The organism is Croceibacterium salegens (genome assembly GCF_009827435.1).
Lineage (GTDB): Bacteria > Pseudomonadota > Alphaproteobacteria > Sphingomonadales > Sphingomonadaceae > Croceibacterium_B > Croceibacterium_B salegens.
Map to the genome: position 1 here is coordinate 85,453 of NZ_WTYM01000058.1, position 15,195 is coordinate 100,647.

The following is a 15,195-nucleotide window of genomic DNA, read 5'->3' on the forward strand; positions in this document are numbered from 1 at the left end:
GACGTTGGATCAGGGCGATAAAGGAGTCACTTTACTTCCGTGCTCAAGCTCCGCTCGGTCGCCTTAGGCGTTTCCAGCCGATGTAGACTGCGGTCACAGAGCTGATCAGCCCGAAGAGGGACATCAGCCAGATAAGAAGCTCTCGCGCGGGCGATGTGCTTAGCAAGAGGTTCAAATCCCAACGGTGGAAGAGGTCAAAAAGCCAACGATAGGTCCGACGGCGAGAATCGGATTGCGAGAGCAGTTCGCCGGTTTCGTGCGCAATATGCACCCAGTTCTCGTCTGGATCGTCGAAGCGGAACCGCAGAACAGGTAACTGCACATTGCCATCCACCGCATACCAGTATGCGTCGGGCTCAATCAGAGTCTCTGCGGATAGAATCTGCGATCCCGGCACCAACTTTGACGCAGCCTGGTGTAGCTGCTGATAATTCAAATCTAGTGGCTTGAATGAGGACGCATCCAAAACAAGATCGCTTATTCCTGGCTGCTGGATGCGAAGCAGCGCTTGCCCCGCAGCCGAGGTGACAATCACCCTGCGAGCGCTGCCCGCAAGTGGTTTCAGAGCAGCCAAGTCAGGATTGGGCAGTTGCTCAGCCCCGCTATAGGCACGGACCGCTTCGGGAGACACGCCTTCGCTGGCAAACAGCCGCCATGGGTCCACCGACAGCCATCCCGAGAATATCCAAAGCAGTAGGAAAGCGCTGCCTAACAGGCCGGACACGTGGTGCCATTTCATCCATCCGCGATAGGGCGTCATCTTGCCGCCGCTGAAACGTCTCCTGCCCATCCGTACACGCGTCAGGCCGATCCAGATGCCCGTAAAGGCTACTATGATGCAGGGGCCGGACACCCACATGACGACCTGTCGCCAGAGCGGCTGGTCTTCGCGCAGGGCTCTGGGGTAGAGCCAGTGCGGGATCGATCCGAGCCAGTTCCAGAAACGCTCACGTGCATCGGTGTCGAGCACGACCGATCCATCGGTGGACGATATGTAGAGCACCTGACCTGCGTCGCCCGCCAGTTCCGCCTTCCAGAGCGGACGGTGGGCATCATATCCGCCCGGGACGCTCCATTGGTCGTTATGGATGAGGCGAATGTCGGAGACATTGGCTTGGCCAAATCCTTCAGCGATCTCGCGCGCCTCTTCCTTACCCGCACCCGCGGCAATCTCACCGGTATCTGCCCAAATGGAAGAGGGCACGCCATCCCATGGCGAGAGCCTCCAGATGGGCCGATCGCCACGCATTTCCAGTTTGATCTCACGCAGATCGGAAGTTGCGCCTTCTGAGGAATAGGGACCGTACTCGACTTGCTCCAATCCAATTGGTGGCAGCCCTTCGAGCTGCTCCTCCGCATCGAGCGAAGGAAACGGCACGTAAAGCATGACCAACCCGGATACGAACCACAGCACGAACAACAGACAGGTCGCGATCCCTATCCAGCGATGGACGAAATAGAGCCAGTACTTGATTGTCCGCCAGTTCACGTTTGGCGATCAGAAGCTGGCACGCAAAGCGACGTCCACTGAACGTGGTCGGCCCAGAATCCATTGCTCGTTGCCATAGGTGGTGAATGCGTAATCCTTATTGAGCACGTTTTGCAGGTTTACACTGAGCGCCAGACTGGGCGTCAGCGCATAGGATGCGCCCAAATCTACGACTGTGAAGGCGGGGACACGGAAATTGTTGCCGTTGTCAGTGAAGCGACGCCCGACATAGCGAAGGTTTGCGTGCGTCGAGAGACGATCCCCGCTCGCCCAGCGCAGTTCGAGGTTCGCGGATGCTTCAGGCACGCCAGCGGGAGTGTTGCCTTCGAACCCGGCAAACTCGTCAAAGTTCGCATCGAGGATTGTGCCATTGGCCGAAATGCCAAAGCCCGCAGGCAATTGCACATCGACGCTCGCTTCAATTCCTTGTGAAGACCGTTGCCCGACCTGGTCGATCGCACCACCCGGCACGGTCTGGGTAAAGAGGTTCTGCTTCACCAGCCTGTAAGCTGCGAGGGTGAAGCTGCCATTGCCGTCAAGGAACAGACCCTTCACGCCCGCCTCATACTGGTAGCCATCGGCATAGGTGAGTTGGAACTGGCTGGACGAACCCGAAAAGGTGGTCAATGTGCCGAGTGGATCGACCGCGGTCGAATATTGCGCATAGAGCGAGAGGTTCTCGGAAGGCTGGTAGACCGCGCCTACGCGCCATGTCGTGCTGGAGAGCTTCTTGTAGGCTGCCGTCCCGCCGTTAAGTGCAGGCGTATCGCCGACGATGGTGGTTCCGGTTGCATCGTAGACCCAGTTCCAGCGTCCGACCTTGTTTTCTTCATGCCGGATGCCTGCGACGAACGAAATCTGTTCGGTAATCGCAATGCGATCCTCGGCGTAGATTGCCCAGGTCCTGGTATCGGTATGATAGCGCGGGATCAGGCCGACGGTGTCGAGGAACTGGCCCGGATCAAACCCGGTGATCGCCACCTCGTCTTCCTGATAGTCCGATGCGAACTGGTGGGAATAGTTCAGTTTGAAGTAGTTGACGTCGTAGCCGATGAGCAAGTCATTGCTGGCGATGTCTGCCAGGTCGCTCGCGATTGTGACGTAGCCCTGGCTGCCATACTGATCGACGTCGTGAATGATGCCGTAATTGTCGGCACGATAGATGTTGCCCGGCGTGCCAAAACCAACACCATTGGGGCAATTGCCGTCATCGGCGATCCAGCAATAGGTTTCCAGATTGCGCCAGATACGGTTGGAGGTGAGGTAGTAGGCGGTGTTGGCAAGGCTGACCTTGTCGCTCACCTGCCAATCCATAGTGAGGGCAGTTCTGTTGTCGCGATAGCGCATGGTGGAATCGCCGACGTTGTAATTCTCGTGGCGGATTGATTTGTCGAGTTCGCCATCGATCAGCGGTGTTCCGAAATATCTGGTCGGCTTGTTGTTGCCAAAATCATTGCGCAGCGTGAGGGTGAAGTCGTCAGTCGGGGCAAACTCCAGGGCACCCGATATCGCGAGATTTTCGCTTTCCCCACGATCAACAAAACCGTCGGATTCGCGATAGGAAACATCGGCGCGGAAAGCGAACATGTCGCTCAATGGTCCGCCAACACCCGCAGCTGCATGCCAGGTGTTTTGCGATCCGTAGCCGACCTCAGCATCCAGTTCGAATGCTTCGGAATTCGGGCCCCTGGGAATGACGTTCACGACACCGCCAAGCGCGCCCTGACCAAAGAGTACCGATGCTGGTCCGCTCAAGACTTCGATCCGTTCGACATTCCAGGGGTCGGAGGGAAAGGAGATCGAGCCATTATTGGGGAAGAGGCGTACGCCATCATAGAGCTGCAGGACCGAACCCTGGCCGCTGAATCCGCGCACAGCGAACGTTAGCCCGGCATTGCCAGGGTTGCCCGAATTGGTCACACCTGGAGCGCGAGACACGGCATCGACAATCGCCAAATCGCCTCGCGCGCGAATGTCGTCACCAGTAACCACGTTGACGGTGGCTGGAGTTTCGAGAATTGACATGTCCAGCCTGCTGCCAGTTGGGCTTTCCTGGGTCAGCGCCTGCTCGCGCTCGCCGGTAACGATAATCCGGTTTTCTTCATCACTCTCCTGCGCAAAAGCCACGGATGGCAGTGCCATCGCCAGAACAATCAGAGAGGTTGAACACAAGGATACGCGTTTCATATACATCGGTAGGCCAGCCTTTGAGCAAACAGGCCGATTTGTCCGGCCCAACATTGCCGGCGCTCAATACGGACCGCGCACGCCATTGTAAGGTAAATTACCGTAACCGGTCTGTAACAGGCCGTTACATCGCTTTCATGACTCCTCTCCCGGCGGGTTATGATGACGACCGGGTGCCTCAGCTGCTTCACGAGGACTAACGTAATTGGGACATCTGCAAACGTCTGCTTTCCTCCCAGTTAAAGACGTTAAGCCTAGCTGACGTGAGCGACCGCAATAGAGGCGCGTCGCCGCTATCATTACACGAGAGAGGAGGGAGCTTTGCTCTTCCTGAGCCGGGGCATGTCCGTCCCGGCGATCAGGAGAACTCCCATGACCAGATCCCGCCGCACTGCTTCAACTTCGCCTGCCCAGCGCATCACCGCTGCCATCATCGAAAAGCTCGAGCAAGGCACCAAGCCCTGGGTCAAGCCGTGGCGCGGTGTGCCGGTTTCACGGCCCCTGCGCTCCTGCGGAACGCCCTATCGCGGCATGAACACCTTCTGGCTTTGGATGGTGGCCGATGGCTGTGGCTACGCCTCTCCTTACTGGATGACCTATCGTCAGTGTCAGGCGTTCGGGGGGCAGGTCCGCAAAGGCGAAAAATCGACCATCGCGATCTTCTACAAGAGCTACACCAAGGAGGTCGAGAACGCCCAAGGCGAAGCTGACACCGAGAACCGGCGCGTGCTCAAGGCCTATGCCGTGTTCAACGCTGACCAGTGCGATGGCCTCCCTGAATTTTACCATCCCAAGCCGCTGGTTGCCGCACTTGAGCCCGAAGGACGCGAAGACCGGCTCGATGCCTTCTTTGCCCATATTGGCGCAGACCTTCGCCACCATGGCGCGCAGGCCTATTACGAGCCGCTGCGAGACCGGGTCACCATGCCGCCAGCTGAACTCTTCGAAGCCTATGACCACTATTACGCGACACTCGCACACGAGCTGTCGCACTGGACCGGGCATTCTTCGCGGCTCGACCGCGATCTCAAGAACCGCTTCGGAAGCGACGCTTATGCCGCCGAAGAACTGATCGCCGAACTGTCCTCAGCCATTCTTGGGGCAGAACTGGGTCTTCCGGTCACCCACCTCGACCATCACGCCAGCTACATCGCGTCCTGGCTCAAGATCCTCAAATCGGACGAGCGCGCGATCCTGACCGCTGCGGCCAAGGCCGAGAAAGCGGCCAGCCTGTTGCTCGAACTTGGGGGTCACCAATCCTGCGAAAGCGAGCCCGACATCGATCTCGCTGATGCAGCTTGAGGAGCAGTGAGATGGGACGTCCTGTCAGTTATCCGATCGGCTCCGTAGTAGCCTTTCGCCTGCTTGATAACGGCGAAGACGACGATGTCGACTGGGCCTACGAATGCCTCGTCGACGAGGTCATCGTTACTGCGAAGGCGGCCTTTCCTTCCTTCGAGCGCTTCGAAGGATGGCGCGGCCGCGAAGATCGTATCCTCCTGCGCAACGCCTTCGCCGATTGCGGCATATCGACCTACTGCGGCCTTGCCGCGATCTGGCTCGCCGAACGCGACGATGCGCGGTACTGGGAGGCCGACTTCTACAACCCACGAACGGCGAGGGCGCGGCACTGGCTCGGCCAGGTGTCGGGACGGTTCATCGACCTGTTCGGTGAGCTGCGCCTGGTCGGGCGGTTCTCGAACGGCGAAGCGATCTTCGAGCGCTCCCGATCCGCTTGTGCCACCGGATCCTGATCCTGCCTCATCCCAGTCCGCCGGGAGAGGCCTTTGGGCCGGTCAGGTCGACCCGCAACCTGCGGCCCGTCGGCCCGTGTTGCCCGCGCCAGCCTAGGGCCGCAGGTTTCCCGCTACGCGGTGCGTCACGCCCCTTTCCCCGGCCCTGATCGGGCTCCGGCGGACAGGGCCGAGGCAATGGTGCCTCCTCTCCTTGTCCTCGCGATCAGGAGACACCCCATGTACGACAGCTTCATCGACCAGTTGAGCGGCCTCGACCTCTCAGGCCTCAGCATCAGGCCAGCTCCCTTCAACGAAACAGATTTTCCCTGCGAGGATGCGATCGAACAGACGCTTGGCGCCGTATGGTCCGACCTCTTCGCGATGTTTTCCGACACGGCCCTGGAAGCCGATGCCGAGGATATTGCCTGGGGCATGGTCAATCTGTTCCACCGCGCAGCTAGCCGCAAGTCGGCTCAACTTGATAGGGCCAGCGACGAGATCCGGGCCCTCCTCGCATCAGCCGATGGCTCCGAAGTGCATTCGAGCAATCTCGAAGAGCAGGTCGAACGCGCGCAGGGTGCCGAAGCCAGCATGCTGGCCTTCGAGCAGATGCGTGAGGCGGCGGCAGCACTGTACCGCGACGAGACCGGTTCCTCGTGGAAGCCCGTTTCCGGCTCGCGCACGAGCCATTCGCGCCACCTTACCTCGGCTGTGATCGATGCCCGCGACTTCCTCCGCGCACGCGCCGAGAACCGGCGTCACGCCCTGATCCCGGAAGGAACTCCGGTCGTCTTTGCAGGTGGGCGCCAGAGCTTCGAGAGCGCCGAGGATGCGAAGCGTTACGCAGACAATATCTGGGCGACGCTGGACAAGGTTCGCGATGCGGTTCCCGATCTCTTCTTGGCCCATGGCGGCGACGGCAAGGGTGCCGATCGTCTGGCAGCGAGTTGGGCCGAGCGCCGCGAAGTGCAGCAGCTGACTTATTCTCTCGATCGTCGTCTTGGTGCCCGCGCCGGGTTCAAGCGCAACGAGCAAATGCTCTCGCTCAATCCGCGATACGTTGTCGCCTTCCCGGGCAATGGCGTAACTGAACGGCTTGTGATCGATGCCAAGGCGCGTCGGATCACCGTGGTCGATCGTCGCGGCCCCTTGGGGAGCTCACCAAGGGGCGGCTAACGCTCCTTACTTGCCGCGATTGACGTTGTCGCTCTTGGACGGGTCGGGATTGTCGCGGGCATATTCCCTGCCGTTGACCTTTACGACATGAGCGCCGGGGTGCTCGCCACGCTTGATTTCGGCGACGATATTTCGGCGTGGCACATTCTTACGCGAACCGACATCATAGTGCTCGTTCCGGCCTCCCGGACCGTCGTTCTTTCCCTTGATTTTTGTCATCCCAATCTTCCTTCAGCGGCCCACCCTTGAGGGTGTATTCTTCAAGATGGGTCTCGTTGGAAAAGGATCAATTCCCTGAATTGTTGAAGAGATTGTGTGTTGCTCCTCAAGCACATGTGCATTTGCACGTCGCCGTACTATCTTGTGGGAATGCAACTTGACGATCTGCTGCAGCGCTACTTTGCCACCACCGACCTCTCCGGGGTTGCCCCCGATACGTTGTCAGCCGGCATCGAGCACTGCCGGGTCGATCTCGGCCTCGAGGAGGACCGGGGCAAGCGCTTTGCACTGTGGTCGTTTCTGCACATGTTCGGGTCCGCCCCCGATCTCGATGTGGCGTTCGAGAACGAGGAAGACCGGGACGCGGCCCGCAACTTCATGGATATCCTGGCAGTATCGGAGGGTGATGGGGCAGGCTGATTGCAGCAAGGTCTTGGCACCTTCAGGCCCGCACCCGATACCCATCCGGCTTTCTTCGCGAACAGTCCTGAATCAGGTCAGCTGAGGACGTCAACCCGTTCCTTTCCGGCCGTGTTGGCAGCTGCGCTGCCTGCCCGCACCGCCCGTCATGAACAGGTTTCCCTTGGAGCTTTGCTCCTGCGGTGCAGTCCTCCCATGCCCTGCTTCTTCTGGATGTTCGCAAGCCGGAGATGGTCTCCGGTTTGAGGAACTGAAGGAACTTTCATCATGACCAATATCGCAATCCTCACCGGCCGCATCGCTCGCGATCCCGATACCCGCGAGACCAAGGGCGGCACCAACGTCACCGGGATCACCGTCGTCACCGATCGCCCCGCCCGCGACAAGGACGGCAAGACCTACAAGGACGAGAACGGCTACACTGCCAAGGAAAGCGAGTTCCACCGGGTGACCTGCTTCAACGGCCTCGCCAAGACCGTCGGCCAGTACTGCTCCAAGGGCCAGCTGGTCAGCGTGCAGGGCCGCATCCACTACACCCAGTGGGAGGACAAGGACGGGGTCACGCGCTACGGCACCGAGATCCTCGCGGACAAGGTCGACTTCCTCGCCCGCGGCAACGGCTCGGGTGACGAGAACGACAACACCGACGCTCCCGAGATCGACTGATATCCACCATCATCGATCCGGCCCAGAGGGGCGCTGTCCAGAACGGACAGCGCCCCTCCTACTGTTCTAACCGGACGATACCTGTGGTTCGCGAGCGGGAGCAGGGCGGGCTGCTTCCAGCCGCCGCAGGCACTCTTCTTCGCCGAGCTTGCCGAGCAGTTCACCGGTCTTCCTGATGCCCTTCTTCGAGAAGGTCTCGATACCTGTGCCGAGCAGCATCTGGCCCAGTTCAATTGCAGCCTTCTCTTCCAGTTCGCGCTGACGCTGGTCGAGTGCTTCCCGGTCGGCTTCCAGTTTCTTCAATGCGGCAATCGCGCTTCGTTGCGATGGCATATGGGGGTCCTTTCATGTTTCCCCTTGTGGCGGCAGCCCGCACGCACCCTGCCCCGGATCCAGGCATGTAGGAAAACGAAATCTGACCTCGCGCCAAGCGGAAAGGTGAGAGGGTCCTGGCTCACGGAACTCCCATGCTGACGGGAATGCAACCACCGCGTCAAGGACGGCGGGGCCCCACGATTTTGCCTCCCCTTCGCTGGCGCTACGGTCCGACAAAACCGTTACCCCCACCGCCGCTGGCGCGGTCGCCCATGCGGGCGATCCTGTGACCCGGCGGCCGCATCCCCGTCCGCCAACCTCCTGTCGGCTTCCCGACAAAATCAGGAGGATATCATGGCTACACTTGCAACGGTTCAGACCAATTCGAACAGCTACTTCGAGGCACTTGCCACCGCCGAACGGCGGGCACTGCACAGCTTCTTCGACCAGCACGTTATCGAGGACGATGATCTGGGTTACTTCGCACTCGACGAGGGTGACTACAACGCGCTGCCGGCACACCTGGCACGCCGGGTGGTGCACACGGTCCACGGGGGACTGCTTGACGAATATTAAAGCGCCGAAGAGGGCGGGGCTGATAACGGTTCCCGCCCTTTTCTTCATGCTCGCCTGCGTTGGAGACGGTGCGAGATATTGAGCGGGGCTGTGGACGCGCTCTGTCCCGCGCATCTTGCGATGCGCTCCTGAGGGCGCGACCTGATTTGTTTCTGGGCCCCGCACGCACTTGCGCACCGGAACCGGGTCGGACCAGCGCGCGCGGCAGGACCGACTTCGCCCCGTTCCTGCCGCTCCACACGTGGTCCTTGGCCGGTCCCTCTCGCGCAGGTGCGACCTCTTGTTGGGAATGGAGACTGGGACACATCGTTCGTGAATGTGGGCCGGCTCGATGGGTTGCTCACGCTCCCCTGGCAAGGGTGGTCAATCACCTTTGAGACAGAACGGCCAGGGTCACTGGTCGCCACCCGCGCAATTGGGTACGAGAAGCACACCGGACGCAGCGGGTGCTGCAAATTTCCCGATGTTATTCAGGCGGATGCGTGTGATTTCCGCGGATTGGAATTTCTGAGCCAGTACCGCCGTGGTGTCCTTCGGAACCGAGTTGATTTGGCTCAGACACTGCTAACTTTTTGAAATCGGGTGCGAACTTATCGCTTTCCTACAAGCGTGCCACCGACTTAGAGTGATGCTCGCCTTCCGCAGGTCGAACCAGGCTTCTTGAAGTTAAGGAGCTTGGAAAAATGCAAAGAAATTATCGATTTCAGACATATGTTACCGCGCCTGTCGCGGACTGGATCAGGGCTGAGGCGCAGGATCGCCGGGTCAGCTGCAGCATCGTCATCAGCGACTGCTTGTTTGATTTCTGGCAGCGCCACATGGATGCGCAACTGCGTCACCCGGCGACCGATCCGGTACGCCAGAACGTCTTCATCACCGTCGCGCTTGATGCACTGCTCACGCACCATCCCGATCCCACTTTGCGCGAGCGAACGGTCGCAGCCTACCATCGCAAGCTCGAGCGTCTCGGGCTTGTTGCACCCCGTCCGGTGGGAGGCGATCATGAAGACTAATCTCGTCAACTTCACCCGCGGCAGTCAGCTGCTTGGCCACTTTGGCTTCATGTTTGCAGCAGGTCTCAAGGGGCCGCTGATCATTGGCCTACTGGTCGTTCTTGGCCTCACCTGGTGGGAGGTCAGTTCCGCCCTCGACGACTACCAGACCTACCTCTTGTGGATGCATATCTATGCTTCCGGCTACGCCTTCATGGAGTTCGATCCGGCCAAGCTGGTGAACCTGCGACTGCCCGACGGCAGCGTGATCGGCTTTCCCGTGGCTGTCGTCACCGACTTCCCCCCGATGCGCGAAGCATGGGCCCTGTTTGCCGGGGCGGTGAAGCATGCGCTGCTGCTCTCCGCTCTCATTCTCGCGCCGCTGTTTACGGCCTTCTGGTGGGTCGCCGAACACTTCGGCGAACGCTCCAAGCGCAAGCGCCATGTGCGCGGTGCTTCCCTTGTCACGTTGGGTGAACTCGAGGCCGATCTTGCGCACCACAACAAGCGCGAACGCGCCCGCGAGTATGGCCGCGAGCTGGGCTGGAAGTGGCGGCTCGCCGGGTCATCCGCGTTGCAGGATGCAGGGCTCTATTCGCCGGCGCATCTCGCCGGTGTCAGCTGGCCGTGGCGGCGTGAGCAGAGCCACACCATGCTTGTCGGCACCACCGGCACCGGCAAGACCGTGGCGCTGACAGAGCTGGTCAAGGAGATCCGCGAGAGGAAAGAGCGCGCGGTGATTTTCGATCTCACCGGGGCCTTCATCGAAACCTTCTACGAGCCCGAGCGCGATGTGATCCTGAACCCGCTCGACGCACGCTGTCCGGCCTGGAGCGTCTTCAATGACTGTTCCTCGCGGGCAGAATTCCATGCCGCGGCAGAATCGCTCGTGCCGCAGGATGGCGGCGGCGCCGAGCAGTTCTGGGTGCTCGCCGCGCGCACCATGTTCGTCGAGACTTGCCTCAAGCTGGTTGAGGAAGGTCGCGGAACCAACGAAGCGCTCGCTAGCGACCTGATGAACGCCGATCTCTCCGATCTGCATAAGCTGCTGGAGGACACGATGGCTGGCCCCATCACCACGCCAAGCGCCGCCAAGATGGCAGAATCGGTGCGTGCGGTGTTCAACGTGAACGCCAAGGCGATGCAGATGCTGCCGTCCGAAGGCGATCCGTTCTCGATCCGCAAATGGATCAAGGGCGAGTGCAAGGAAGGCTCCTTGCTGTTCCTCTCCTCGCGCTATGTCGACATGAGCGTGCTCTCGCAGATGCTCACGCTCTGGCTTGATACGGCGATCAACACGCTGATGACCGGTCGGCGTACGCGCGACCTCAAGCTGTGGTTCCTGATTGACGAACTGGGTGCGCTTCACCGCCTCCCCTCGCTCGAGAAAGGCCTACAAACGGCGCGCAATTTCGGGGGCGCGATCGTCACCGGTGTGCATGCCTATGCCAAGCTCAAGGAGGTCTACGGCGAAAACTTGGCGATGACCCTGTCATCGCTCGCCCGGACCAAGCTGATACTCGCCACCGCTGACCGCGAGACCGCTACCTGGTGCTCCGACATCGTCGGCCACCGAGAGGTTCGCGAGATGGAGGAGGGCTATAGCTACGGCTACAACAATGCCCGCGATGCGGTCAGCCTGACGCCCCGGCGACAGGTCGTGCCGCTGCTCCTGCCCGACGAGTTCATGGGACTGCCGAGCCTCGAAGGTTACATCAAGTTTCCCGACGGATTTGCGGCCGCGCCGGTTGCGCTGACGCCGCGCAACTGGCCGCGCATCGCCGAGGGATTTGTTGCTCGTGACGCTTCGCGCAAACCACCTCCAGCCGATACCGACGAGCCGGATGAACCTGACGGCAACGGCGGGTCCGGAGGACGCGATGGCGCATCCGAGGCCGGTGAAGCCGGTGGCAGGGAGCGGGGCGTCAAGGCACGCCCTGCCTCGACCTCACTCGATGATCGCAAGGCGCAGAAATCGCCAGGGAAAGGGACGCGGCGGTCGGACAGACGGAGCCAGCGCGACAAGAACCCTGCCAGAGTGACAGACCCCGCGAAGGCGAATACGCAAGGAGACCCGGACAAGACCGGTTCCTCGGACCGTCCAGCCCAAGGTAGCCTTACGCTCCCCGATCACGCGAGCGACAAGGATCAGTCCATGCCTGCTGACCAGGGACCCAAGCGCAGCGATGCGCCCGATCCCGAGGCACAGCAACGATCCGATAGGGACCACAACCAGGGCGACCGACGCTTGCAGGAGGAGCAGCAGCGCGGGCTCCTTGGCGGTGCAGCGCGCGACCAGTCCGATCACGATCTCGGCGACTTCGAAATGTGACCAGTTGAACGTCAGCAGAGGGGGAGAAGGAACAGGAAATAGACAATGCTCTCGATGGCCAATGTCCGTTCCCCCTCTGCGGCTGCCAGCTACTTTGCTTCCGATAATTACTACGCCCGCGCCGATGCTGACCGCTCTGGCCAATGGATCGGCGAGGGAGCGGAGCGCCTTGGCCTTGTTGGGCGCGTTGACGCCAAGCAGTTTGACGCTCTGTTGCGCGGCGAACTGCCCGATGGTGTCCAGGTCGGCAATCCCGGTCAGGCGCATCGACCGGGCACCGACCTTACCTTCTCGCTCCCCAAGAGCTGGTCGTTGTTGGCCCTGATCGGGAAAGACGAACGGATCATTGCCGCCTATCGCGAGGCAGTGATCGAGGCGCTGCAATGGGCCGAAAAGAATGCAGCTGAAACCCGTCTCGTCGAAGGCGGCAAGGTGAAAACCGTCGCGACCGGCAATCTTGCGATCGGGCTCTTTCAGCACGACACCAACCGGAACCAGGAACCAAACCTGCACTTTCACGCGGTCGTCGCCAATGTAACGCAAGGCGAGGATGGCAAGTGGCGCACGCTCAAGAATGACAAGCTCTGGCAGTTCCAGACGCTCCTCAACTCGATCGCCATGGCGCGCTTTCGCACGAGCGTGGAGAAGCTCGGATACGAGACCGGCCCTGTGCTCAAGCACGGCAATTTTGAGGCGAAAGAGATCTCGCGCGGCGAGGTCATGGCCTTCTCATCGCGCCGCAAGGAAGTGCTCGAAGCACGCCGGGGCGAGGGGCTTGAGGCAGGCTGGATTGCCGCGCTGGCGACCCGCGCACCCAAGGACAGCGTCGAGGACCGGGGCGTGCTCGGAAAGCTCTGGTCGGAAACGGCTCAGTCGGTCGGGCTTGACCTGGCGCCCATGGTTACGACGGCGCGGCAGGTCGCTGACAAGCGTGAACGCGAAGGTTCGTCGCCGACCTCGCTGATCGAGCGGGGGAAGGCGTTACTGGATAAGTTCGCGGTCTATCTGCGGGCCGATCCCGCCGATCCACTGGTCCCGAAAAGTGTACTCAAGCAGGATCGCGAGACAATCGCTGCGGCCAAGGCGGTGGCGTCTGCCGTGCGGCATCTTTCGCAGCGCGAAGCGGCGTTCGAGCGCACTGCGCTCTACAAGGCTGCACTCGACTTCGGTTTACCGACCAACATCGCCGCAATCGAGAAGCGCACTGCTGCCCTGGTGGTTGCGGGCCACCTCATCAAGGGCAAGGGCGAACACAAGGAATGGCTGGCATCACGCGAGGCGGTTGAGATTGAGCAACGCATCCTGGGCGAAGTTGCCAGCGGCAAGGAGACTATCGAACCCGATCTGTCCGAGAAGGAAGCAGAGACACGCGTGCAGGCGTCGGCCGAGATTGGTCACGGCTTCCGACTGAATGGTGGCCAGGTCGGGGCCGCGCGGCTGATCCTCACCGCGCGTGACCGCATTGTTGCGGTCCAGGGTGTTGCCGGGGCAGGCAAGAGCAGCGTCCTCAAACCCGTTGCCGAGGTGCTTCGCGAGGAAGGGCGAGAGGTCACCGGGCTCGCGATCCAGAACACGCTGGTGCAGATGCTCGAACGCGATACCGGCATACAGTCTCAGACCCTCGCGCGGTTCCTTGGCCGCTATCGGGAACTGCTCGACAATCCATCACAAGCAGCATTGCTGGCTGACGCCAGAGCAGACCTTCGCGGTCAGGTCCTTGTCCTCGACGAAGCTTCGATGGTCTCCAACGACGATAAAGAAAAGCTCGTCCGTCTCGCCAATCTTGCCGAGGTGCATCGCCTTGTCTTGATTGGGGATCGCAAGCAATTGGGCGCGGTAGATGCTGGCAAGCCCTTTGCCTTGCTTCAGAAGGCCGGTATTGCCCGGGCCGACATGACAACGAACCTGCGCGCACGCGATCCGGTCGTCAGGGATGCGCAGGCGGCCGCCCAGGCAGGGCACGTTCGCAAGGCCCTTGAGCGCCTGCAGGAGCACACAGTCGAAGCGAAGGGCGATGGCGCCATCGTAGCGGCCGAACGCTGGCTATCGCTCGGTCCCGAGGATCGCGAAAAGACCGCGATCTATGCTTCTGGCCGCAAGATCCGTTCTGCGGTCAATGAGGCCGTTCAGGCAGGTCTCCTCGCCAATGGCGAGATTGGTCCGGGCAAATTGCAGCTCGAGGTTCTCGACCGGGTCAATGTCACGCGGGAAGAGCTCCGGCATATGTCTGCCTATCGCACCGGCAGGGTGCTTGAGGTCCTCCGAAGAGAAAAGGCGCTCAATCTGAGGCCCGGCCTCTATCGCATCAGGGGATGGGAACGGAAGGGGCGCCAGGTCCTGCTTGAAGACAAGGACGGCAAGCAGGCAAGGCTCGATCCCTCGCGGATCAAGGTGACCGAGGATCGCGACAATCTCGCCTTGCTCGAACCCCGCAAGCTGGAGGTGCATGAGGGCGACCGCATTCGCTGGACGCGCAACGACCACCAGCGAGAGTTGTACAACGCGGATCGGGCAAAGGTTTTGGCGATCGAAGGTGGCCGTGTCACCGTAGAAACCTCGAAGGGGCAGCAGGTCGAGCTGCGCAAGGACAATCCCATGCTCAAGCGGATTGATCTCGCATACGCGCTTAACGCCAATATGGCGCAGGGCCTAACCTCGGATCGCGGAATTGCGGTGATGGACAGCCGTGAGCGCAATCTGGCGAACCAGAAAACGTTTCTAGTAACCGTGACGCGATTACGCGATCATCTGACCTTGGTGGTCGACAATGCCACACGCCTTGGTGGAGCGGTGTCGCGCAACAAGGGAGAGAAGGCCTCGGCGATCGAAGTGACCGAACGACTTCGGTCAGCGGCGGAGGTTGGTTCGGGCAAAACAATGCCGAACAAGCCGGAAAGGCGGGTCGAGCAGGAACTGGTCAAGGAACGTAGCCGGTCGCTGGACCTGGGTTTGTAGAGTGTTTTGCATAACCATCAAATCGCCGACTTCCTTCAGTTCGGTCATTCGGCCCCTCGCGAGGCGATCCTATATCCTCCCATTCAGATAGCCTATCCACCAATTCACATTTCGGCAGCGTTAGCGAGAACT

The 15,195-nt window shown here is 60.7% G+C and carries 13 protein-coding genes; 9 read left to right on the top strand and 4 right to left on the bottom strand.

Annotated elements, in window-relative coordinates; translation table 11 throughout:
• Positions 1-43: 43 nt before the first annotated feature.
• Complete coding sequence (locus GRI89_RS15275; protein ID WP_328598297.1) at positions 44-1,489, bottom strand: PepSY domain-containing protein; 1,446 nt, start codon at positions 1,487-1,489, stop codon at positions 44-46.
• A 9-nt stretch (positions 1,490-1,498) separates the two neighbouring features.
• On the bottom strand, positions 1,499-3,676 hold the full coding sequence (locus GRI89_RS15280; RefSeq protein WP_159797487.1) for a TonB-dependent receptor: 2,178 nt from the start codon (positions 3,674-3,676) through the stop codon (positions 1,499-1,501).
• 372 nt (positions 3,677-4,048) lie between these two features.
• On the opposite strand from GRI89_RS15280, the gene GRI89_RS15285 reads away from it, so the two are divergent.
• The 3 genes from GRI89_RS15285 to GRI89_RS15295 all read left to right on the top strand — a co-directional run bounded on the left by GRI89_RS15285 (position 4,049) and on the right by GRI89_RS15295 (position 6,588).
• Complete coding sequence (locus GRI89_RS15285; protein ID WP_159797489.1) at positions 4,049-4,978, top strand: ArdC family protein; 930 nt, start codon at positions 4,049-4,051, stop codon at positions 4,976-4,978.
• Between the two features lie 11 nt (positions 4,979-4,989).
• Positions 4,990-5,430: a hypothetical protein gene (locus GRI89_RS15290; protein WP_159797491.1), complete on the top strand. Its 441-nt coding sequence runs from the start codon at positions 4,990-4,992 to the stop codon at positions 5,428-5,430.
• 219 nt (positions 5,431-5,649) lie between these two features.
• The gene (locus GRI89_RS15295; protein ID WP_159797493.1) at positions 5,650-6,588 is read left to right on the top strand and encodes a DUF2493 domain-containing protein; all 939 of its coding nucleotides are present in this window, start codon (positions 5,650-5,652) and stop codon (positions 6,586-6,588) included.
• Positions 6,589-6,594: 6 nt separating this feature from the next.
• On the opposite strand, the gene GRI89_RS15300 is transcribed toward GRI89_RS15295, so the two are convergent.
• Positions 6,595-6,807 (bottom strand): DUF3892 domain-containing protein, encoded by a 213-nt coding sequence (locus GRI89_RS15300; RefSeq protein WP_159797495.1) that lies wholly within the window; start codon positions 6,805-6,807, stop codon positions 6,595-6,597.
• Positions 6,808-6,957: 150 nt separating this feature from the next.
• On the opposite strand from GRI89_RS15300, the gene GRI89_RS15305 reads away from it, so the two are divergent.
• Positions 6,958-7,227, top strand: coding sequence for a hypothetical protein (locus GRI89_RS15305; protein ID WP_159797497.1), 270 nt, complete (start codon positions 6,958-6,960; stop codon positions 7,225-7,227).
• 267 nt (positions 7,228-7,494) lie between these two features.
• On the top strand, positions 7,495-7,893 hold the full coding sequence (locus GRI89_RS15310; protein WP_159797499.1) for a single-stranded DNA-binding protein: 399 nt from the start codon (positions 7,495-7,497) through the stop codon (positions 7,891-7,893).
• 66 nt (positions 7,894-7,959) lie between these two features.
• On the opposite strand, the gene GRI89_RS15315 is transcribed toward GRI89_RS15310, so the two are convergent.
• Positions 7,960-8,226, bottom strand: coding sequence for a DUF6437 family protein (locus GRI89_RS15315; protein WP_159797501.1), 267 nt, complete (start codon positions 8,224-8,226; stop codon positions 7,960-7,962).
• A gap of 336 nt (positions 8,227-8,562) precedes the next feature.
• Here GRI89_RS15315 and GRI89_RS15320 point away from each other — a divergent pair, with 336 nt between their 5' ends.
• The 4 genes from GRI89_RS15320 (at position 8,563) to mobF (ending at position 15,063) form a co-directional block, all read left to right on the top strand.
• On the top strand, positions 8,563-8,784 hold the full coding sequence (locus GRI89_RS15320; protein ID WP_159797503.1) for a hypothetical protein: 222 nt from the start codon (positions 8,563-8,565) through the stop codon (positions 8,782-8,784).
• 683 nt (positions 8,785-9,467) lie between these two features.
• Complete coding sequence (locus tag GRI89_RS15325; RefSeq protein WP_159797505.1) at positions 9,468-9,797, top strand: hypothetical protein; 330 nt, start codon at positions 9,468-9,470, stop codon at positions 9,795-9,797.
• On the top strand, positions 9,787-12,108 hold the full coding sequence (locus GRI89_RS15330) for a type IV secretion system DNA-binding domain-containing protein (protein WP_159797507.1): 2,322 nt from the start codon (positions 9,787-9,789) through the stop codon (positions 12,106-12,108). Before GRI89_RS15325 ends, GRI89_RS15330 begins: the two co-directional genes overlap by 11 nt.
• A 45-nt stretch (positions 12,109-12,153) precedes the next feature.
• The gene (gene mobF, locus GRI89_RS15335) at positions 12,154-15,063 is read left to right on the top strand and encodes a MobF family relaxase (protein ID WP_159797509.1); all 2,910 of its coding nucleotides are present in this window, start codon (positions 12,154-12,156) and stop codon (positions 15,061-15,063) included.
• Positions 15,064-15,195: the final 132 nt, after the last annotated feature.